This is a genomic window from Mycobacterium sp. E3339 (assembly GCF_001666915.1).
Taxonomy (GTDB): domain Bacteria; phylum Actinomycetota; class Actinomycetes; order Mycobacteriales; family Mycobacteriaceae; genus Mycobacterium.
Genome location: NZ_LZIZ01000258.1, coordinates 38,780 through 58,673, shown reverse-complemented (window position 1 = coordinate 58,673; position 19,894 = coordinate 38,780). Strand labels below are relative to the sequence as shown.

General features: G+C 69.6%; 18 protein-coding genes. 10 read left to right on the top strand and 8 right to left on the bottom strand.

Features of this window, described 5'->3' with window-relative positions; all coding sequences use genetic code 11:
- The first annotated feature begins 18 nt into the window (after positions 1 to 18).
- The 3 genes from A5702_RS25135 to mscL all read left to right on the top strand — a co-directional run bounded on the left by A5702_RS25135 (position 19) and on the right by mscL (position 1,602).
- On the top strand, positions 19 to 345 hold the full coding sequence (locus tag A5702_RS25135; protein ID WP_068224731.1) for an FmdB family zinc ribbon protein: 327 nt from the start codon (positions 19 to 21) through the stop codon (positions 343 to 345).
- A gap of 67 nt (positions 346 to 412) precedes the next feature.
- Entirely contained in the window at positions 413 to 1,075 is a 663-nt protein-coding gene (locus A5702_RS25130; protein ID WP_067822107.1) for an SAF domain-containing protein, read from the top strand.
- Between the two features lie 68 nt (positions 1,076 to 1,143).
- A complete protein-coding gene (mscL, locus tag A5702_RS25125) occupies positions 1,144 to 1,602 on the top strand; it encodes a large-conductance mechanosensitive channel protein MscL (protein WP_067822104.1) in 459 nt (152 codons plus the stop codon).
- A 16-nt stretch (positions 1,603 to 1,618) separates the two neighbouring features.
- Here mscL and A5702_RS25120 read toward each other — a convergent pair whose 3' ends face one another.
- From A5702_RS25120 to rpmF, 5 genes are all read right to left on the bottom strand, one after another.
- Complete coding sequence (locus tag A5702_RS25120; RefSeq protein WP_055402749.1) at positions 1,619 to 2,176, bottom strand: molybdenum cofactor biosynthesis protein B; 558 nt, start codon at positions 2,174 to 2,176, stop codon at positions 1,619 to 1,621.
- Positions 2,176 to 3,708 (bottom strand): S1C family serine protease, encoded by a 1,533-nt coding sequence (locus tag A5702_RS25115; RefSeq protein ID WP_156669748.1) that lies wholly within the window; start codon positions 3,706 to 3,708, stop codon positions 2,176 to 2,178. The genes A5702_RS25120 and A5702_RS25115 overlap by 1 nt, the downstream gene beginning before the upstream one ends.
- 18 nt (positions 3,709 to 3,726) lie before the next feature.
- The gene (locus A5702_RS25110; protein WP_067822098.1) at positions 3,727 to 5,265 is read right to left on the bottom strand and encodes a HAMP domain-containing sensor histidine kinase; all 1,539 of its coding nucleotides are present in this window, start codon (positions 5,263 to 5,265) and stop codon (positions 3,727 to 3,729) included.
- 16 nt (positions 5,266 to 5,281) lie between these two features.
- Positions 5,282 to 5,971 carry a two-component system response regulator MprA gene (gene mprA / locus A5702_RS25105; RefSeq protein WP_055402744.1) on the bottom strand — a complete coding sequence of 230 codons (690 nt, stop codon included), beginning with the start codon at positions 5,969 to 5,971 and terminating at the stop codon, positions 5,282 to 5,284.
- A 66-nt stretch (positions 5,972 to 6,037) separates the two neighbouring features.
- The gene (gene rpmF / locus A5702_RS25100; protein WP_007168835.1) at positions 6,038 to 6,211 is read right to left on the bottom strand and encodes a 50S ribosomal protein L32; all 174 of its coding nucleotides are present in this window, start codon (positions 6,209 to 6,211) and stop codon (positions 6,038 to 6,040) included.
- Between the two features lie 291 nt (positions 6,212 to 6,502).
- Between rpmF and A5702_RS25095 the strand changes: the two genes are divergently transcribed.
- From A5702_RS25095 to A5702_RS25065, 7 genes are all read left to right on the top strand, one after another.
- Positions 6,503 to 8,221 (top strand): acyclic terpene utilization AtuA family protein, encoded by a 1,719-nt coding sequence (locus A5702_RS25095; RefSeq protein ID WP_068224726.1) that lies wholly within the window; start codon positions 6,503 to 6,505, stop codon positions 8,219 to 8,221.
- On the top strand, positions 8,218 to 9,366 hold the full coding sequence (locus A5702_RS25090) for an acyl-CoA dehydrogenase family protein (RefSeq protein WP_068224723.1): 1,149 nt from the start codon (positions 8,218 to 8,220) through the stop codon (positions 9,364 to 9,366). Before A5702_RS25095 ends, A5702_RS25090 begins: the two co-directional genes overlap by 4 nt.
- The gene (locus A5702_RS25085; RefSeq protein WP_068224720.1) at positions 9,363 to 10,958 is read left to right on the top strand and encodes an acyl-CoA carboxylase subunit beta; all 1,596 of its coding nucleotides are present in this window, start codon (positions 9,363 to 9,365) and stop codon (positions 10,956 to 10,958) included. The genes A5702_RS25090 and A5702_RS25085 overlap by 4 nt, the downstream gene beginning before the upstream one ends.
- A gap of 5 nt (positions 10,959 to 10,963) precedes the next feature.
- Positions 10,964 to 12,946 (top strand): biotin carboxylase N-terminal domain-containing protein, encoded by a 1,983-nt coding sequence (locus A5702_RS25080; RefSeq protein ID WP_068224717.1) that lies wholly within the window; start codon positions 10,964 to 10,966, stop codon positions 12,944 to 12,946.
- Positions 12,943 to 14,109: an acyl-CoA dehydrogenase family protein gene (locus A5702_RS25075; RefSeq protein ID WP_068224713.1), complete on the top strand. Its 1,167-nt coding sequence runs from the start codon at positions 12,943 to 12,945 to the stop codon at positions 14,107 to 14,109. The genes A5702_RS25080 and A5702_RS25075 overlap by 4 nt, the downstream gene beginning before the upstream one ends.
- Positions 14,109 to 14,888 carry an enoyl-CoA hydratase family protein gene (locus A5702_RS25070; protein ID WP_068224711.1) on the top strand — a complete coding sequence of 260 codons (780 nt, stop codon included), beginning with the start codon at positions 14,109 to 14,111 and terminating at the stop codon, positions 14,886 to 14,888. The genes A5702_RS25075 and A5702_RS25070 overlap by 1 nt, the downstream gene beginning before the upstream one ends.
- A gap of 106 nt (positions 14,889 to 14,994) precedes the next feature.
- A complete protein-coding gene (locus A5702_RS25065) occupies positions 14,995 to 15,597 on the top strand; it encodes a DUF1707 domain-containing protein (RefSeq protein WP_055402732.1) in 603 nt (200 codons plus the stop codon).
- Between the two features lie 9 nt (positions 15,598 to 15,606).
- On the opposite strand, the gene A5702_RS25060 is transcribed toward A5702_RS25065, so the two are convergent.
- From A5702_RS25060 to A5702_RS25050, 3 genes are read right to left on the bottom strand one after another with little or no spacing between them, the layout of a single operon-like run.
- A complete protein-coding gene (locus tag A5702_RS25060) occupies positions 15,607 to 16,455 on the bottom strand; it encodes an aldo/keto reductase (protein WP_068224709.1) in 849 nt (282 codons plus the stop codon).
- Positions 16,456 to 16,510: 55 nt separating this feature from the next.
- Entirely contained in the window at positions 16,511 to 18,502 is a 1,992-nt protein-coding gene (locus A5702_RS25055) for a VWA domain-containing protein (protein WP_068224707.1), read from the bottom strand.
- Complete coding sequence (locus tag A5702_RS25050; protein WP_068224705.1) at positions 18,495 to 19,880, bottom strand: ATP-binding protein; 1,386 nt, start codon at positions 19,878 to 19,880, stop codon at positions 18,495 to 18,497. Before A5702_RS25050 ends, A5702_RS25055 begins: the two co-directional genes overlap by 8 nt.
- Between the last annotated feature and the right edge of the window lie 14 nt (positions 19,881 to 19,894).

Genomic DNA, 19,894 nt, shown 5'->3' with positions numbered 1-19,894 from the left:
AATCACCCGGAGGTTTTCGTGCCGACTTACAGCTATCAGTGCACCCAGTGCGACGATCGCTTCGACATCGTGCAGGCCTTCACCGACGACGCGCTGACCACTTGCGAACGCTGCTCCGGCCGGCTGCGCAAGCTGTTCAACTCCGTCGGGGTGGTGTTCAAGGGCAGCGGCTTCTACCGCACCGACAGCCGGGAGTCCGGCAAGAAGACGGGCTCGAGCAACGGGTCCTCGTCGAGCGATTCGGGTTCGGGCTCGTCGTCGAGCGAGAAGTCGACCGGGTCGAGCGGGTCGGGCGACAAGTCGGGCGCCAACTCCACGGCGTCCACCGCGGCCGCGTCGGCCTGACGGGTTATCCACAGTCGCCGTCGGCGGCGGCATTCGCCCCTGAGCGGGCTGCGCTTACCGTTGCCGCGTGCGCGAACCGTCGCTGAACCCAAGCCTGTTCGGCCGCCTCTGGACGGCGCGTCCGGATTGGACTCGGACCGTCATGGCGCGTCGGGTCGCCGCAGGCGGCCTCGTGGTGCTGGCCGGGCTGGCGGCGCTGCGCTCCAACCCGGCCGGTGATTACGCCGACGTGGTGGTCGCCGATCACGACCTGCGGCCCGGCGCAGCACTGACCCCGAACGACGTTCGCCTCGAAAAGCGTTTGGCCACAACCATTCCCGATGGGTCGTTGGTCGATGTGCGGACCGTGACGGGTTCGACGCTGGCCGGCCCGGCCAGGCGCGGCGAGGTCCTCACCGACGTCCGGTTGCTGGGCAGCCGGCTGGCGGAAGTGACCGCCGGGCCCGGCGCCCGCATCGTGCCGCTGCGGCTGGCCGACAGCGCCCTGATCGACCTGGTCCGCGTCGGCGACGTCGTCGACGTGCTGGCCGCGCCGGCGGCATCCACGGAGACCGCCCAGCCCGTCCCCAAGGTGGTGGCCACCGACGCCGTCGTGGTGCTCGTGTCGGCCAAGCCAAAGATCCAGGGCGCGGACGGCGACCGCGTAGTGTTGGTGGCGCTGCCGGCCCGCGTGGCGAACACGGTGGCGGGCTCGGCGCTGGGCCAGGCGGTCACCCTCACCCTGCACTGAGCGCCCCGCCGCGGTTGGCCAAGCAGCCGAGGAGCAAACTCTGTCCAATCCCAGGAAGGACATCTTCAATGTTCAAAGGGTTCAAGGAGTTTCTGTCGCGGGGGAACATCGTCGACCTGGCCGTCGCGGTGGTCATCGGTACCGCATTCACCGCGCTGGTCACCAAGTTCACCGAAAGCATCATCACGCCGCTGATCAACCGGATCGGCGTCAATCAGCAATCCAATGTCGGCGCCCTGAAGATCGGCATCGGCGGCGGTCAGACGATCGACCTGAACATCCTGCTGTCCGCCGCGATCAACTTCATCCTCATCGCCGCGGTCGTGTATTTCTTCGTCGTGCTGCCCTACAACACGTTGCGCAAGCGCGGTGAGGTCGAGCAGGCCGACGACGCGCAGGTGGTCTTGCTGACCGAGATCCGCGACCTGCTCGCGCAGACCAACGGGGATTCATCGGGCAGGCACGGCGGCGCGGCGGCCACTACGCCGCCCCCGGAGCACGGCCCGCGCGCGGACGCCGAGCAGTGAGCGCGCGCTGCGGCGCCTAGATTTCCAGGCTCGACAGCTGCCCGATGATCTGGGCGGCCAGGGGGTTCAGCGTCGCCATGCCGTCACGCACGGCATAGCGGGAACCCGCCAGGTTCACCACCAACGTGCTGCCGGACACCCCGGCCAGGCCGCGTGACAGCCCGGCGTCGGTGATGCCCGCGGACAGTCCCGACGCCCGGATGGCTTCGGCGATGCCGAGGATTTCGCGATCCAGGATCTCGCGGGTGGCCTCAGGGGTGACGTCGCGCGGCGTCACACCCGTCCCGCCGACGGAGACCACCAGGTCCACCCCGCCGATCACCGCGGTGTTGAGCGCGTTGCGGATCTCGACCTCGTCCGCCGCGACCGCAACCACGCCGTCGACGACGAAACCCGCCTCGGTCAGCAGCTCGGTGACCAACGGCCCGCTGTGGTCCTCGTCCCCGTGGGCCGTGCGATCGTCGACCACGACGACCAGGGCCCGGCCAACGACCAACTCCGCGCCCGTTTCCATGGGTGCCACGGTATAACCGAGCTCCGACAATCCCGCCGCGGAGGGTTCTTCGACTCGCATTACTGATCCGCCTTCCCCAGGGTTACCGGCACGGTACGGCTGCCACCAGCGGGATCCTGGAAGGTCAGCGAGATCTTGTCGCCGGGCGCCTTGGACCGCACGGCGGCGACCAACGCGTCGGCACTGCTGATCGGGCGGTCGTCGACCTTGGTGACGGTCACGTTCTTGGGCACCCCGGCGGTCGCGGCCGCCCCGCCCGGCACGACGTCGACGACCTTGGCGCCCGGCGAACCCTTGTCGTTGGTCACCTGCACGCCCAGTGAGGCGTGGGACGCCTTGCCACTGCTGATCAGCTCGTCGGCGATGCGCTTGGCCTGGTCGACGGGGATCGCGAAACCGAGCCCGATCGAACCGCTCTGGGCGTCCGGCGAATCCGCACCCAGGGTGGCGATCGCCGAGTTGACGCCGACCAGTTGACCCTGCATGTTGACCAGCGCGCCGCCCGAGTTACCCGGGTTGATGGCGGCGTCGGTCTGGATCGCGTCCAGCACGGTGTTCTGGTTGCCCGACTCGCCCGTGGTGGACACCGGCCGGTTCAGCGCGCTGACGATTCCGGTGGTGACGGTTCCCGACAGGCCCAGCGGCGACCCGATGGCCACCACCGGTTGGCCCACGCGCAGATCCGACGAGGAGCCCAGGGAAATCGGGGCGAGGCCGGAGACGCCCTGCACGCGGATCACGGCGATGTCGCTGGTGGGATCGGCGCCGACAACCGTGAACGGCGCGGTGCGACCGTCGGCGAAGGTCACCGTGGTCTTCGGGGCGGGACCACCCGGTCCGCCACCGGGACCTCCGGGCGGACCGCCGGGGGGCGCACCGGGAGGAGCGGGCGGCTTGGGCGTCCCGGCGGCCGCGGCGACCACATGGTTGTTGGTCAGGATCAACCCATCGGCCGAAAGAATGATGCCGGAGCCCTCCTCGGACTGCCGGCCCAGGTCGGTCTCCAGCATGACGACGCTGGGCACCACCTTGGCGGCGACCTGTTCGACGCTGCCCGGCGGCATGTTCGCCGCCGGGACGCTGGGCGCGCCGCCGCCGGTGATGCTGTGCCCGCTGCCGTTGTTCGAATGCGTGCCCAGCTCGACGGCCGTCGCCGCGGCGCCGCCGATGCCGGCCGACACCACCGCGATGGCCAGGGCGCCCACGGCCAACAGCCCCGCGCGGGGCCGTTTTTGGGGCCCCGGGGGCATCGGCGGCAGCATGCCGGGAATCGGGCCCGTCCCCGTGGCCCCGGGAATCGGGCCTACCCCGGTGCCGCCGGGGATCCGGCCCGGGCCGGTGGCGCTGAACGGGTCGTAGGGCTGCCGGAACTGGCCGGTCGGCTGCGATTGCTGCCGCCAGTCGAACGGCTGGCCGTACGGTTGCCCCTGGCCATAAGCGGAGTTCCCCGGGTGGCTCGGGGTGGGCGCAGGCTGATTCGGCGCAGGACGATATCCCGGCTGCTGCGGCGGTGGCGAATACCTCGGGTCATTCGTCATGTCGCTACGTCGCTCTTCCTCTATGTATTCGGCTCGGCGGCTCGACTGGGCCATTCAACCCTAGCCGCAGACCTAGGTTGCCCGCGCGGACTGAGAGTCCACTGAGATAACGTTCGCCGGTTCCCGAGAGTTCGACTCCCCGGTCGCCACGGGAACGGTGGGGTCGGTGCCCGATTCCTTGTTGGCGGGTGCGGGGTACGCCGGCGGCGGCATCGGCCGCCCGGGCAGCAGCACGTAGAACGAGGTCCCCGGCGGCTGACCGCCCGGCACGGTGTCTTCGACCCGGAGCAATCCGCCGTGGTTGAGCACAACCTTCTTGACGATCGCCAGCCCGAGCCCGGACCCCGGCATCGCGCGGGCGGTCGTCGAACGGTAGAACCGCTCGAACACCAGGCGGCGTTCGTGCGGCGGAATGCCGGGGCCGTGGTCGGACACCACCAACTCCGCGTGCGACGGGTCGAGTTGCCGCATCCTGACGCCGACGTGGCCGCCCGGCGGGCTCCACTTGGCCGCGTTGTCCAGCAGGTTAAGCACCGCCCGCGACAGCCCGGCGGCGTCGCCGAACGTCTGCCAGGGCGTCACGTCGACGTCGAAGTGAATGTCGTTGCGCCGCCGCCGGACTCGCTCGAGGCTGCGTTCGACGACCTCGGACATGTCGACGGGTTCGTGCACCACCTGGCCGGCGTCGTCACGGGTCAGGTCCACCAAATCGCCGACCAGCGTGGAGAGCTCTTCGATCTGCGCCAGCACGTCGGCGCGCAGGCCGACCATCTCCTGCTCGGGCAGCCGCGGCGCCCCGGGTTCCATCGACGCCATCAGCAGCTCGACGTTGGTGCGCAACGACGTGAGCGGGGTGCGCAATTCGTGCCCGGCGTCGGTGACCAGCCGCGCCTGCCGCTCGCGCGACTCGGCCAGCGCGCGCAGCATCAAGTTGAATGCCTCGGTGAGCCGGGCCAATTCGTCGCTACCGAACACCGGAATGGGCCGCAGGTCGTCGGTGCGCGCCACCCGTTCGGCCGCTTCGGTGAGGCGGGCCACGGGGCGGAGCCCCGCCCGGGTGACCATGCCGCCGGCCACCGCCGCGACCGCGACGCCGACGCCGCCGACGATCAGCAGCACCCAGCGCAGCTTGGTCATCACCGCCTCGGTCGGTTTGAGGCTCTTGGAGATCAACAGCGAGCAGCCGTTGGGCAGGTGGATGGCCAGGACCCGTTGATCGGCCGCCGTGCGCCGCGACATGAACAGGTCACCGCGGATCACCGCTTTCTCCGGCGCGCCGACGGGCAGCGTCTGGCCCGGCTGCTGCGCCGTGTAGATCGAGTGGCCGGGATTGACCAGCATCGCGTTGACGTCGGAGTAGGCGGTGCCCTCGATGGCCTTCCCCGGGTCGGCGGCCAGCGAACCGCTGGCGATCAGCAGCTGCGCCCGGCTTTGCAGCTGATTGTCGATGTCGTTGTACAACGCGGCCGAGATCACCGCGTACACGGCGAACGCCATCAGCACGACGACCATCGCCACCATCGACATCGCCAGCAGCATCACGCGCCACCGCAGGGACAACGAGCTGGTGGCGCGCAGCGGTACGCGTTGCGGCCGTTGGTACCGGATCATCGGCGAGGGTGGCTGGTCACGGCGGCGTCTCCCGGAGGACGTAGCCCACGCCGCGCACCGTGTGGATGAGTCGTGGTTCTCCGTCGGCCTCGGTCTTGCGGCGCAGATAGCCGACGTAGACCTCCAGCGCGTTGCCGGAGGTGGGGAAGTCGAATCCCCACACCTCCTCCAGAATCCGGCTGCGGGTGAGCACGCGGCGCGGATTGGCGATCAGCATCTCCAGCAAAGCGAATTCGGTGCGGGTCAGGCTGATCTGGCGTTGCCCGCGGGTGACCTCCCGGGTCACCGGGTCCAGCGTGAGATCGGAGAACGTCATGGCCACCGATTCGGCGTCCTCGTCGTCGGGCTTGGTGCGGCGCAGCAGTGCCCGCATCCGGGCCAGCAGCTCCTCGAGCGCGAACGGCTTGGGCAAGTAGTCGTCCGCGCCGGCGTCCAGGCCCGCGACCCGCTCGGAAACCGAATCGCGGGCGGTGAGCACCAGGATCGGCAGGTCGTCGCCGGTGCTGCGGAGCTGACGGCACACCTCGAGGCCGTCGAGCCGCGGCATCATCACGTCGAGCACGAGCGCGTCGGGCCGGTCGCTGGCGATCAGCTCCAGCGCCTCCACCCCGTCGTGGGCCAACTCGACCGAGTAGCCATTGAAGGAAAGCGACCGGCGCAGCGATTCACGCACTGCGCGATCGTCGTCGACGACCAGTATCCGCACGGGCCTAGTGTCGTCCCGACGCCTGAGAGCGGGCTGAGAGGCGCGCCGCGTATTTGCCGAGATTAACTAACGGCGGTCGAGGTCGATCAGGCCGAGGCGGGCGGCCTTGAGCAGCCGGCGGGGCACCTTGTGCTTCTGGCCCGCGACCGTCACACCGACGAGCTCGGTCTTGGTGGCCTTCCACTGCGCGCGACGGCTACGGGTGTTCGCGCGCGACATCCTGCGCTTGGGTACGGCCATGGTCGGGCCCAACTCCTCGTCTCGGGGGCTTGTCGCGCGGCGTGGCCGGTGCGGCCGAACGTGCGACGATTGCTACCAGGATAGTCGGTGGCCTGCCGCGCACCAAAATGGCGCCCGGGGGCGTCGAGATTGCCGTGGCGGCCGTGATCCGGGCGCGGACCACGACCATGGCGGCAATCTCGGCGCGGGAAGCGGCGGGGGCGTCCTTGACGCGGCGCCGGCGCGACCCGCTAACCTACCGGTTGGTTGGTTGGTTTGCGCTCACCGGTGAATCGCAGATGGGAGGACGCCGTGGCCTCTGCCCCTGGTCGTGGCGCGGTCCGGATCGCGAACTGCTCCGGCTTCTACGGCGATCGGCTCTCGGCGATGCGCGAGATGCTCACCGGCGGCTCCAATGACCCCGTGGACTACCTGACCGGCGACTACCTGGCCGAACTGACCATGCTGATCCTGGGCCGCGACCGGATGAAGCATCCCGAACGCGGCTACGCCAAGACCTTCGTCACCCAGCTCGAGGACTGCCTGGGCGAGGCCCGCGACCGGGGCGTCCGCATCGTCGCCAACGCCGGCGGCCTCAACCCGGCCGGCCTGGCCGACGCGATCCGCGCCCTGGCCGAGCGGCTCGGCATCCCGGCCCGCGTCGCACACGTGGAGGGCGACGACCTGCTGGGGCGCGCCGCCGAACTCGGGCTGGGCACCCCCCTGACCGCCAACGCCTACCTGGGCGCCTGGGGCATCGTCGACTGCCTGGACGACGGCGCCGACGTCGTCGTCACGGGCCGGGTCACCGACGCGTCGGTGATCGTCGGGGCGGCCGCCGCGCACTTCGGTTGGGGGCGCACCGACTACGACCGGCTGGCCGGGGCGGTGGTGGCCGGCCACGTCATCGAGTGCGGGGTGCAGGCCACCGGCGGCAACTACTCCTTCTTCACCGAAATTTCCGACCTGGGCCACGCCGGCTTCCCGCTGGCCGAGGTCCACGCCGACGGTTCCTCGGTGATCACCAAGCACCCGGGCACCGGCGGGCTCGTCAGCGTCGACACCGTCACGGCGCAGCTGCTCTACGAGATCAGCGGCGCCCGCTACGCCAACCCCGACGTCACCGCCCGGATGGACACCGTCGAGCTGTCCGCGGACGGCCCCGACCGGGTGCGCATCAGCGGCGTGCGCGGGGAGGCCCCGCCGCCCACCTATAAGGTGTCGCTGAACAGCATCGGCGGATTCCGCAATTCCATGACGTTCGTGCTGACCGGTCTCGACATCGAGGCCAAAGCCGACTTGGTGCGCCGGCAACTCGAGGCCGCGCTCACGGTCAAGCCCGCGGAGCTGCAGTGGTCGCTCGCACGCACCGACCACACCGACGCCGACACCGAGGAAGCGGCCAGCGCGCTGCTGCACTGCGTGGTCCGCGATCCCGATCCCGCGAACGTCGGGCGCCAATTCTCCTCGGCCGCCGTGGAATTGGCGCTCGCCAGCTACCCGGGCTTTCACGTGACCACCCCGCCGGGTGACGGCCAGGTCTACGGGGTGTTCACCGCGGGCTACGTGGACGCCAAGGAGGTGCCGCACGTCGCGGTGCACGCCGACGGTACCCGAGTCGAGATCCCCTGCGCCGCAGACACTTTGGAGCTTGCGCCCGCCGACCCCCCGCCGCTGCCGGAATCGTTGCCCAATGGGCCCACCCGCCGCGTGCCGCTGGGCCGCATCGCCGGGGCCCGCAGCGGCGACAAGGGCGGCTCGGCCAACGTGGGGGTCTGGGCCCGCACCGACGAACAATGGCGCTGGCTGGCCAACACGCTGACCGTCGAGAAGCTCAGGGAGCTGCTGCCGGAAGCGGCGGAGTTCGACGTCACCCGCCACGTGCTGCCGAACCTGCGCGCGGTCAACTTCGTCATCGACGGCATCCTCGGCCAGGGCGTCGCCTATCAGGCGCGGTTCGACCCCCAGGCCAAGGGGCTGGGTGAATGGCTGCGCGGCCGCCACGTCGAGATCCCCGAAAGGCTCCTATGAATCTTTGGACGACGCCGGAGCGCGAAGAGTTGCGAAAGACGTTGCGCTCCTTCACCGAACGGGAGATCCTGCCCCACGTCGACGAGTGGGAACGCGTCGGCGAGCTCCCGCGCGAACTGCACCGGCGCGCCGGGGCGGCCGGGCTGCTGGGCGCGAACTTTCCCGAGGCGGTAGGCGGGGGTGGGGGCGACGGCGCGGACGCGGTGATCATCTGCGAGGAGGTGCACCAGACCGGCGCTCCCGGTGGTGTTTTCGCGTCGCTGTTCACCTGTGGCATCGCGGTGCCGCACATGATCGCCTCCGGCGATCAACGGCTGATCGAGGAGTTCGTCCGGCCGACGCTGGCCGGCGACAAGATCGGCGCGCTGGCCATCACCGAGCCCGGCGGCGGTTCGGACGTCGGGCACCTGCGAACCTCGGCGGTGCGGGACGGGGATCACTACGTGGTCAACGGCGCCAAGACCTACATCACCTCCGGGGTCCGCGCGGACTACGTCGTCACCGCGGTGCGCACCGGTGGCCCCGGGGCGGCGGGGGTGTCCCTGCTGGTGATCGAGAAGGGCACACCGGGTTTCGAGGTGAGCCGCAAGCTGGCCAAGATGGGATGGCGGTCCTCCGACACCGCCGAGCTGTCCTTCGTCGACGCCAGGGTGCCGGCGGCCAACCTGGTCGGCGCCGAGAACAGCGGCTTCCTGCAAATCGCGCAGGCCTTTGTGGCCGAGCGGATCGGCCTTGCCGCACAGGCGTATTCAAGCGCCCAGCGGTGCCTGGACCTGACGCTGCAGTGGTGCCGCGACCGGGAGACCTTCGGCCGGCCACTGATCTCACGCCAGTCGGTGCAGAACACGCTCGCCGAGATGGCCCGGCGCATCGACGTCGCCCGCGTCTACTCCCGCAACGTGGTCGAGCGCCAGCTCGCCGGCGAGACCAACCTGATCGCCGAGGTGTGCTTCGCCAAGAACACCGCCGTCGAGGCCGGCGAATGGGTGGCCAACCAGGCGGTGCAGCTGTTCGGCGGCATGGGCTACATGGCCGAATCCGAAGTCGAACGCCAGTACCGCGACATGCGGATCCTGGGCATCGGCGGCGGAACCACCGAGATACTGACCGCACTGGCCGCGAAAACGCTTGGATATCAATCATGACCGTCCTGCAGTCCACCCTCGACCCGCAATCGGCCGCCTACTCCGACGCGGCGTCGACCGCGACCTCCCGGCTCGAGGAGATCGACGCCGAACTCGCCAAAGCGCTTGCGGGCGGCGGCCCCAAGTACGTCGAGCGCCACCACGCCCGCGGCAAGCTGACCGCCCGCGAACGCATCGAGTTGCTCGTGGACCCCGACTCCCCGTTCTTGGAGCTCAGCCCGCTGGCGGCCTACGGCACCGCGTTCACCGTCGGCGCCAGCACGGTCACCGGGATCGGCGTGGTGTGCGGGGTGGAATGCCTGATCGTCGCGAACGACCCGACCGTCAAGGGCGGCACCAGCAACCCGTGGACCCTGAAAAAGATCCTGCGCGCCAACCAGATCGCGTTCGAAAACCGGCTGCCGGTCATCTCCCTGGTGGAGTCCGGCGGGGCGGACCTGCCCACCCAGAAGGAGATCTTCATCCCCGGCGGGCGGATGTTCCGCGACCTGACCCGCCTGTCGGCCGCCGGCATCCCCACCATCGCCCTGGTATTCGGCAACTCCACCGCCGGTGGTGCCTACATTCCCGGCATGTCCGACCACGTGGTGATGATCAAGGAACGCTCGAAGGTGTTCCTCGCCGGCCCGCCGCTGGTGAAGATGGCCACCGGCGAGGAGTCGGACGACGAATCGCTGGGCGGGGCCGAAATGCATTCCCGCGTATCCGGTTTGGCGGATTACTTCGCCGTCGACGAGCTGGACGCCATTCGCATCGGCCGCCGTATCGTCGCCCGGCTCAACTGGCGCAAAAAGGGCCCGGCGCCCGGGCCGGTCATCGATCCGTTGTTCGACGCCGAAGAGCTGATCGGCATCGTGCCCGCGGATCTGCGCATCCCGTTCGACCCACGCGAGGTGATCGCCCGCATCGTCGACGGCTCCGAATTCGACGAATTCAAGGCCATGTACGGGTCATCGCTGGTGACGGGATGGGCCCGCCTGCACGGCTACCCGCTGGGCATCCTGGCCAACGCGCGCGGCGTGCTGTTCAGCGAGGAATCGCAGAAGGCGACCCAGTTCATCCAGCTGGCCAACCGCTCCAACACCCCACTGTTGTTCCTGCACAACACCACCGGCTACATGGTGGGCAGGGACTACGAAGAGGGCGGGATGATCAAGCACGGCTCGATGATGATCAACGCGGTCTCCAACTCGACCGTCCCGCACATCTCGCTGTTGATCGGCGCCTCCTACGGCGCCGGCCATTACGGCATGTGCGGGCGAGCCTATGACCCCCGGTTCCTGTTCGCCTGGCCCAGCGCCAAGTCCGCGGTGATGGGCGGCGCCCAGCTGGCGGGCGTCTTGTCGATCGTGGCGCGGGCCGCCGCCGAAGCCCGCGGCCAGCAGGTCGACGAGGACGCCGACGCCGCGATGCGAGCCGCCGTCGAGGGGCAGATCGAGGCCGAGTCGCTGCCGCTGGTCCTGTCCGGGATGCTGTACGACGACGGGGTGATCGACCCGCGCGACACCCGCACCGTGTTGGGAATGTGTCTGTCCGCCATCGCAAATGGCCCGATCAAGGGGACGTCGAACTTCGGCGTCTTCCGGATGTGAGCCCCATGGTCACTCGAGTGCTGGTCGCCAACCGGGGCGAGATCGCCCGACGGGTGTTCGCCACCTGCCGGCGGCTGGGCCTGGGCACCGTCGCGGTCTACACCGACCCGGATGCCGCCGCGCCGCACGTCGCCGAGGCCGACGCCCGGGTCCGGCTGCCGAAGACCAACGACTACCTCAACGCGGAGGCGATCATCGCCGCCGCCCGCGCCGCGGGCGCCGACGCCGTGCATCCGGGATACGGGTTCCTCTCGGAGAACGCCGAATTCGCCGCCGCCGTGCAGGCCGCGGGCCTGACCTGGATCGGGCCGCCGGTGGACGCGGTGCGGGCGATGGGCTCCAAGATCGAGTCCAAGAAGCTGATGGCCGCCGCCGGAGTTCCGGTGCTCGACGAGCTCGACCCCGACACGGTCACCGAAGCGCAGCTGCCGGTGCTGGTCAAGGCCTCCGCCGGCGGCGGCGGCCGCGGGATGCGGGTCGTCCGCGAATTAGGCTCTCTCGCAAGCGAAGTAGAGGCAGCCCGCCGGGAGGCGCAATCCGCGTTCGGCGACCCGACCGTGTTTTGCGAGCGCTACCTGCCCACCGGGCACCACATCGAGGTGCAGGTGATGGCCGACGCCCACGGCACCGTCTGGTCCGTCGGGGAACGCGAATGCTCCATTCAGCGCCGGCACCAGAAGATCATCGAGGAGGCTCCCTCCCCCTTGGTCGAGCGCACACCCGGCATGCGGGCCAAGCTGTTCGACGCGGCCCGACTGGCCGCCGAGGCCATCGGCTACACGGGCGCCGGGACGGTTGAATTCCTCGCCGACGATGACGGCGAGTTCTTTTTCCTCGAAATGAACACCCGGCTGCAGGTCGAGCACCCGGTGACCGAGGAGACCACCGGGCTCGACCTCGTCGAACTGCAGATCACCGTCGCCGACGGCGGTCGGCTCGACACCGAACCCCCGCCCGCGCAGGGCCATTCGATCGAGGCCCGCCTCTACGCCGAGGATCCCGCACAGGGCTGGCAGCCGCAGGCGGGCCGCGTGCACACCGTCGACGTGCCCGGCGTCGGTGCGCGGTTCACCACGTTGGCGCGCCGGACCGGCATCCGGCTCGATTCGGGCATCGCCGCCGGATCCACGGTGTCCATCCACTACGACCCGATGCTGGCCAAGGTCATCTCCTACGCGCCGACGCGCCGCCAAGCGGCGCTGGTGCTGGCCGACGCGCTCGCCCGCACCCGCCTGCACGGCCTGCGCACCAACCGCGAGTTGCTGGTCAACGTCCTGCGCCACCCCGCCTTTCTCGACGGCGCCACGGACACCGCGTTTTTCGACACACACGGCTTGGAGAAGCTGTCCGCCCCCCTGGCCGACGCCGCCACCGTCCGGTTGTCCGCGATCGCGGCCGCGCTCTCCGACGCCGCGCACAACCGCGCGGCCGCGCCCGTCCTGGGCACGCTGCCCAGCGGCTGGCGAAACCTGCCGTCCGGCTACCAGGTGAAGACCTACCGCGATGCCGACGGCGGTGAGCACCGCGTCGAATACCGCTTCACCAGAACCGGATTGCGGTTGTCCGACGACGAACAGGTCCAGCTCGTCTCGGCCACGCCCGACGAGGTGGTGCTGGCCGACGGCTCCGGGGTGGCGCGCGCCCTCACGGTCGCGCGCTACGGTGACGACGTCTACGTCGACTCGGCGCCCGGGCCCGTGCACCTGGTCGCGCTGCCGCGTTTCCCGGAACCGGGGTCGGCCGTCGAACAGGGGTCCCTGGTGGCGCCGATGCCCGGCAACGTGATTCGGATCGGCGCCGCGGTCGGCGACACCGTCGAGGCCGGCCAGGCGTTGATCTGGCTCGAGGCGATGAAGATGGAACACACCATCACCGCACCGGCCGACGGGGTACTCGTCGAACTCAACGTCAAGACCGGTCAGCAAGTCGAGGTGGGCGCCGTCCTGGCAAGGGTGGAAGCGCCGCAAGCAGAAGGAGATCCAGCATGACCGACACCAGCTTCATCGAGAGCGAGGAGCGGCGGGCCCTGCGCAAGTCGGTGGCCGCCTGGGCCGCCAACTACGGCAGCGAGTACTACCTGAGGAAGGCCCGCGCGCAGCAGCACACCGACGAATTGTGGTCGGAGGCAGGCAAACTCGGTTTCCTCGGGGTGAACCTGCCCGAGGAGTACGGCGGCGGCGGCGCCGGCATGTACGAGCTGTCGCTGGTGATGGAGGAGATGGCGGCGGCGGGCAGCGCGCTGCTGCTGATGGTGGTATCGCCGGCGATCAACGGCACGATCATCAGCAAGTTCGGCACCGACGAGCAGAAGAAACGCTGGATTCCCGGCATCGCCGACGGCACCCTGACGATGGCCTTCGCCATCACCGAGCCCGACGCCGGGTCCAATTCGCACAAGATCACGACCACCGCCCGGCGCGACGGCGGCGACTGGATCCTCAAAGGACAGAAGGTGTACATCTCCGGCATCGACCAGGCGCAGGCCGTCCTGGTGGTGGGCCGCACCGAGGAGGCCAAGACCGGCAAGCTGCGTCCCGCGCTGTTTGTGGTGCCCACCGACGCCCCCGGATTCACTTACACGCCAATCGAAATGGAGCTGATCAGTCCCGAGCGGCAGTTCCAGGTGTTCCTCGACGACGTCCGGCTGCCGGCCGACGCGCTGGTGGGTTCGGAGGATGCCGCGATCGCGCAGCTCTTCGCGGGGCTGAATCCCGAACGGATCATGGGCGCCGCCAGCTCGGTCGGTATGGGTCGGTTCGCGCTCGAAAAGGCCGCCGACTACGTCAAGACCCGCCAGGTGTGGGGCACGCCGATCGGGGCGCACCAGGGGCTGTCGCACCCGTTGGCGCAGTGCCACATCGAGGTGCAACTGGCCAAGCTGATGATGCAGAAGGCCGCCGCGCTGTATGACAGCGGTGACGACGCGGGCGCAGCGGAGGCGGCCAACATGGCGAAATATGCTGCGGCCGAAGCGGCCACCCGCTCGGTGGACCAGGCCGTGCAGTCGATGGGCGGCAACGGGCTGACCAAGGAGTACGGCGTTGCCGCCATGCTCGCCTCGGCGCGGCTGGGCCGCATCGCCCCCGTCAGCCGGGAGATGGTGCTGAACTTCGTGGCGCAGACATCGCTGGGTCTGCCCCGGTCGTACTGATGGAGACGCTGGTCGAATACGCCGGTCCCGCCGACAGCGGCGGACCGTTCGCGCGCCTGACGCTGAACTCGCCCCACAACCGCAACGCGCTGTCGACCGCGCTCGTCGAGCAGTTGCACCGGGGCCTACGCGACGCTGCGGCGGACCCGGCCGTGCGCGCGGTGGTGTTGGCGCACACCGGCAACACGTTCTGCGCCGGGGCCGACCTCGGGGAGGCCAGCGGCGGCAGCCCATTCGACCTCGCTCTCGCCCGCGCCCGGGAATTGACGGCGGTGTTGCGGGCCATCGTGTCCTCGCCGCGGCCGGTGATCGCCGCGATCAACGGGCACGTCCGCGCCGGCGGGTTCGGGCTCGTCGGCGCGTGTGACATCGCCGTCGCCGGCCCGCGCAGCACCTTCGCCCTGACCGAGGCCCGCATCGGCGTCGCGCCGGCGATCATCTCGCTGACGCTGCTGCCGAAACTGGCGCCGCGCGCCGCGGCGCGCTACTACCTGACCGGCGAGACGTTTGACGCCGGCGCCGCGGCGGAGATCGGGCTGATCACGATCGCCGCCGAGGACGTCGACGCCGCGGTCGGTGCACTGCTCGCCGACGTGGGCCGCGGTTCGCCGCAGGGGTTGGCGGCCTCCAAGGCGCTGACGACGGCCGCGGTGCTGGAGGGGTTCGACCGCGACGCGGAACGGCTCGCCGAGGAATCGGCCCGCCTCTTCGTGTCCGACGAAGCCCGCGAAGGCATGCTGGCGTTCCTGCAGAAGCGCGCCCCTAGCTGGGCAAGTTAGCCAGGTGTCAAACAACCGCCCCCGCGCGGACGGGGCGGCGCGGGGCAACATTGCAGTTTGACCAATCCTCTTGCGGCAATAGCCGGACGTCGTAGGCTCGTGGGTGATGAGCAACTCTGCACAACCCGATGCGAACGACACGCGCGACGAATCGTCGCGCGCGGCCGACACCGATCGCATCCAGATCGCGCAGTTGCTGGCCTACGCGGCCGAGCAGGGCCGCCTGCAGCTCAAGGACTACGAAGACCGCTTGACCAAGGCCTATGCCGCGACAACGTACGCGGAACTGGACCAGCTGCGGGCCGACCTGCCGGGCGCACCGGTCAACCCGCGCCGGGGCGGCAAGCCCAACCCGGCGCCGTCCACACTGCTGCTGGCCCTGCTGAGCGGCTTCGAGCGGCGGGGTCGATGGAACGTGCCCAAGAAGCTCACCACCTTCACGCTGTGGGGCAGCGGGGTGGTCGATCTGCGCTACGCCGACTTCACCTCGACCGAGGTCGACATCCACGCGATGTCCATCATGGGCGTGCAGAACATTTTGCTGCCGCCCGAAGTCAACGTCGAAATCCACGGCCGCGGGGTGATGGGCAACTTCGACCGCAGCGTCCTCGGCCAGGGCACGCCCGGCGCACCCACGGTGCGCATTCGCGGCTGGTCGCTTTGGGGCGGTGTCGGCATCCTCCGCAAGGCGCGCCGGCCGCGCGGGTAGCCGCGCGTCTCAGCCCGGCACGTAGTCGAACTTGTCGGGGTTGGGCCCGTTGCGTCCCGACTCGCCCTTGTCCAGGGCTGAAATCGCGTCCATGTCGGAATCGTCCAACTCGAAGTCGAAAAGCTCGAAGTTTTCTTTGACCCGCTCCGGGGTCACCGACTTCGGAAAGACGATGTCGCCCCGCTGAATGTGCCAGCGCAACACCACCTGCGCCGCCGACTTACCCCGGGCATCGGCGATGCGGTTGATCACCGGGTCGTCGAGCACCTTGCCCTGCGCGATGGGCGCCCACGCCTCGGTGGCGATGCCGTGCTCGCGTCCGTACGCCCGGACCTCCTTGTTACCGAAGTACGGATGAAGCTCGATCTGGTTGACCGACGGCACCGTGTCGGTTTCGCTGGCGAGCCGTTCCAGGTGCGCCACTTGGAAATTCGAGACACCGATGCTGCGGGCGCGCCCGTCCCGGGCGAACTCCTCGAAAACCTTCCAAGTCGAGACGAAGTCGCCGTCGTACAGCGTCGGCAGCGGCCAGTGGATGAGAAACAGGTCCACGTAATCGGATTCCAGCGCCTTCAGCGTTCGGTCGAACGCGCGGCGCGCGTCGTCGGGTTTGTGAAAACCGTTGTTGAGCTTGCTGGTGACGAAGACGTCGGCGCGATCCAGTCCGGCATCGCGAATGCCTTGTCCCACTTCGGCTTCGTTGCCGTACATCTCGGCGGTGTCGATGTGTCGGTAGCCGATCTCCAGCGCGGTCTTGACCGCCGCGGCCGTCTCGTCGGGCTTGATCTGGAACACCCCGAAGCCAAGTTGCGGGATGCTGACACCATTGTTGAGTTCGATCGTCGGAACCTTGCTCATGCGTCTCCTCCTTCTCGCTCCGTGTACCCGGTCGAGTGAGCACCTATCCCTGGGATCAGCGGCGGCGGGACCGGAGGTAGTCACCCACCACCGCCGCACCCAGGCCGTCGAGGTCGGGTACCACGACGCGACCCTCGACGCGCCGGGCGACCTGGTCGATGAAGCGGGCCAGGCCGGGGTCGCTGCCCAAGCGGAAGATGGTGATCTGCGCGCCGAGGCGGGCCATGTCGTCGAACCCGCGCACGGTGTGCGCGATCGTCCGCGGATGCGGCGGGTAGTCGAAGAACACGGTAGTGCCTTCGCCCTCGAAGTCCTCCAGGTGAGCCGTGGGCTCGCCATCGGTCACCACCAGCACGACGGGCTGCGCGTTGGGATGCCGCCGCAGGTGACGACCGGCCAGCGCCAACGCGTGATGCAGGTTGGTGCCCTGCTCGTAGACGCCCTCCAGACCGGTGAGCTCGGCGGCCGTCACCGTCCGCGCGTACCGTCCAAACGCGATGATCTGCAGGGCATCCGAGCGAAATCGCGTGCACACCAGATGGTTGAGCGCCAGCGCCGTCTGCTTCATCGGCAGCCACCGATTCTCCATCACCATCGAGAACGAAGTGTCGACCAGCAGCGCCACCGCGGCCTGGGTGCGCGTCTCCGTCTCGGACACCTCGACGTCGTCGACCGTGATGTTCAACGATCCGGCGGCGTCGTCCAGCGTGGCGGTGCCCGCACGCCTCAGCACCGCGTTGGTCAGGGTGCGGGAGATGTTCCACGGCTCGGTGTCGCCGAACTGCCAGGGCCGGGTGGCACCGGTCAGTTCACCGGCCGCGCCCGCCCGCCGATGGTCGCGCTCACCGCGTCGGCCGGAAAGCTGTTGCGCCACATCGCGCAACGCCGTCTCGCCGAGCCGGCGCATGGCCTTGGGTGAAAGCCGCCACTGGCCGTCGGAACCGCGGTCCAGGAAGCCCTGACTGACCAGGGCGCGTTCCAATTCGGCGAGGGTGCGGGCGTCGACGGCGGCCTGGTCCCCGAGTTGGCGCGCCAGCGCGTCGAGATCGACGTCGTCCATGGTGGCGCCCGGGTAGCTCTGCGAAAGCTGCTCGGCCAGTTGCTCGAGCTCCGCGATGTCGGCCAGCGCCTGGGTGCCCTCACCCATGCCGAACGGATTGTCGCCGGAGAACTGCTCGGACCCCGTCCAGTCCTCCCCCGGCCGGGCGGCCTGCAAGTGCGCGTCGAGCCGGTTCAGCGCCTGCATCAGCGAGGGCGACCCGAATGCCTGCTGCGCCAAGGCATCCAGCTCGGCGCGCTGATCGGGGCTCAGGCTGTTGCGGAAGCGTTGCGCGGCGGCGGCGCGCTTGGCCAGCGAGTCGAGCAGCTCGTCGACATTGCGCGGGTTCTCCGGGAAGAACTCGCCGTGCTTGTCCATGAATTCGTCGAAGTCCTGCTGGGTGTCGTCACCGCGGGCGTGCTTGTCGAGCAGCTCGTTGAGGTCGTTCAGCATCTCGTTGACGCGCTGGCGGTCCTCGTCGGTGGCGCCCTGCAGCGCATCCTTCATTCCGGCGAAACGCTGATCGAGCATCTCGCGTCCGAGCAGATCCTTGATCTGGTCGTACTTTTCGCGGGCCTCGTTGCTGCGCCAGTTGTAGTCGGAGAGCTCCTGGACGGCCTTGGCGGGTGAGGCGGGCAGCGCGTCGAGCTGCAGTTCGCCGAAGCGGGCGTCGTCGTCGAGTGCCCGCGCCAGTTCCTTGCGCTCGGCCAGCACGGCCTCGTCGAGCAACTTCTTGGTCTCCTGCAGGGTGCCGTCCAAGTTGTTGCGACGCAACAACTCCCGTCGCCGCCGGTTCGCCTCGGCCGCCAGCCGGTCGGCGCCGGGCATGTTCTTGGTGCCGCGGCGCAACAGCTCGGACAACGCGCGGCGCGGCGACGTGCCGGCCATGACGTCCTGGCCGATCTGCTCGAGGGCCTCGCGCAGGTCCACCGGCGGGGCCAGCGGGTCGGGCCCGCCGGTGTACGCCGAGTACCTGGAGGAGTGACCCCTCGAAACAGGGTTAGCCATAGACGGTTTGGCCCTCCCCGGACACCTTGTCGATGCGCCTGGCCAGATAGAGCGCCTCCAGCGCTAGCTCCAGCGCTGCGGCGCGCTCGCCCTCGGACTGGGCGTTGACCTTGGCCGCGATCTTGTCCACCACCGGCAGGGCCGGAACCGCGGCCAGCACGTCCTTGGCCGACACCCGCTCGCCCGTCGTGACCGCCGAGCCGCCCTCGACCGCGGACACCAACGATCCGACATCGATGCCGCCGAGCACCCGCGACGCGGTATCGGCCGTCGCGCGGCGCAGCAGGTGTTCGAGCACGGCCTGCTCGCGGCCCTCCTCGCCGGACTCGAATTCCAGCTTGCCGCGCAGCACGTCGATCACCGTGCCGAGGTCCACCACCCGGGCCACCGGGTCGGTCTCCCCCAGCACCGCGCCGCGATGCCGGGCGGCCGCCGCCACGGTCTCGGCCGCCGCGATCGCGAACCGCGCCGACACCCCGGAGCGTTGGTCGACGGAGTTGGACTCCCGCAGGTACCGGGCGAACCGGGCGATCACCTGCATCAGGTAGTCGGGCACCTGCGCGGACAGGTGCGCCTCCTGGACGATGACCCCGACCTCCGCCTCGAGCTCCAGCGGGTAGTGGGTGCGGATCTCCGCGCCGAACCGGTCCTTGAGCGGGGTGATGATGCGGCCGCGGTTGGTGTAGTCCTCGGGGTTGGCGCTGGCGACCACCAACACGTCCAGCGGCAGGCGCAGGGTGTACCCCCGGACCTGGATGTCGCGCTCCTCCATCACGTTGAGCATCGACACCTGAATGCGCTCGGCCAGGTCGGGCAGCTCGTTGACCGCGACGATGCCGCGGTGGGCGCGGGGGATCAACCCGTAGGCGATGGTTTCCGGGTCGCCGAGGCTGCGGCCCTCGGCCACCTTGATCGGGTCGATGTCGCCGACCAGGTCGGCGACGCTGGTGTCGGGGGTGGCCAGCTTCTCGGTGTACCGCTCGCTGCGGTGCCGCCACTCAACCGGCAGGTCGTCGCCCAGCGTCGCGGCCTTGCGGATGGATTCCGGTGTGATCGGCGAATAGGGATGCTCGCCCAGTTCGGCCCCGGCGATCACCGGCGTCCACTCGTCGAGCAGGCCGACGAGGGCCCGCAGCAGCCTCGTCTTGCCCTGGCCGCGCTCGCCGAGCAGGACGAAGTCGTGACCCGCGATGAGCGCCCGCTCCAGCTGGGGCAGCACGGTGTCGTCGAAACCCAGGATCCCCGGCCAGACCTCGTCACCCTCGGCCAACGCCGTCAGCAGGTTTTCCCGGATTTCCTGTTTGACTCCCCGCTCGCGGTGACCGGCGGCACGCAGTTCGCCGACGGTGCGGGGCAGATTGCTGGGTGATGGCACCACTCCACGCTACGCGT

Bases quoted from the DNA above. Each gene is read 5' to 3' on its own strand.
- A5702_RS25055 (WP_068224707.1), bottom strand. From the start codon at position 18,502: ATGGCTAACCCTGTTTCGAGGGGTCACTCCTCCAGGTACTCGGCGTAC.
- A5702_RS25070 (WP_068224711.1), top strand. From the start codon at position 14,109: ATGGAGACGCTGGTCGAATACGCCGGTCCCGCCGACAGCGGCGGACCG.
- mscL (WP_067822104.1), top strand. From the start codon at position 1,144: ATGTTCAAAGGGTTCAAGGAGTTTCTGTCGCGGGGGAACATCGTCGAC.
- A5702_RS25065 (WP_055402732.1), top strand. From the start codon at position 14,995: ATGAGCAACTCTGCACAACCCGATGCGAACGACACGCGCGACGAATCG.
- A5702_RS25085 (WP_068224720.1), top strand. From the start codon at position 9,363: ATGACCGTCCTGCAGTCCACCCTCGACCCGCAATCGGCCGCCTACTCC.
- A5702_RS25075 (WP_068224713.1), top strand. From the start codon at position 12,943: ATGACCGACACCAGCTTCATCGAGAGCGAGGAGCGGCGGGCCCTGCGC.
- A5702_RS25080 (WP_068224717.1), top strand. From the start codon at position 10,964: ATGGTCACTCGAGTGCTGGTCGCCAACCGGGGCGAGATCGCCCGACGG.
- A5702_RS25120 (WP_055402749.1), bottom strand. From the start codon at position 2,176: ATGCGAGTCGAAGAACCCTCCGCGGCGGGATTGTCGGAGCTCGGTTAT.
- A5702_RS25110 (WP_067822098.1), bottom strand. From the start codon at position 5,265: ATGATCCGGTACCAACGGCCGCAACGCGTACCGCTGCGCGCCACCAGC.
- A5702_RS25115 (WP_156669748.1), bottom strand. From the start codon at position 3,708: ATGGCCCAGTCGAGCCGCCGAGCCGAATACATAGAGGAAGAGCGACGT.
- A5702_RS25060 (WP_068224709.1), bottom strand. From the start codon at position 16,455: ATGAGCAAGGTTCCGACGATCGAACTCAACAATGGTGTCAGCATCCCG.
- rpmF (WP_007168835.1), bottom strand. From the start codon at position 6,211: ATGGCCGTACCCAAGCGCAGGATGTCGCGCGCGAACACCCGTAGCCGT.
- A5702_RS25090 (WP_068224723.1), top strand. From the start codon at position 8,218: ATGAATCTTTGGACGACGCCGGAGCGCGAAGAGTTGCGAAAGACGTTG.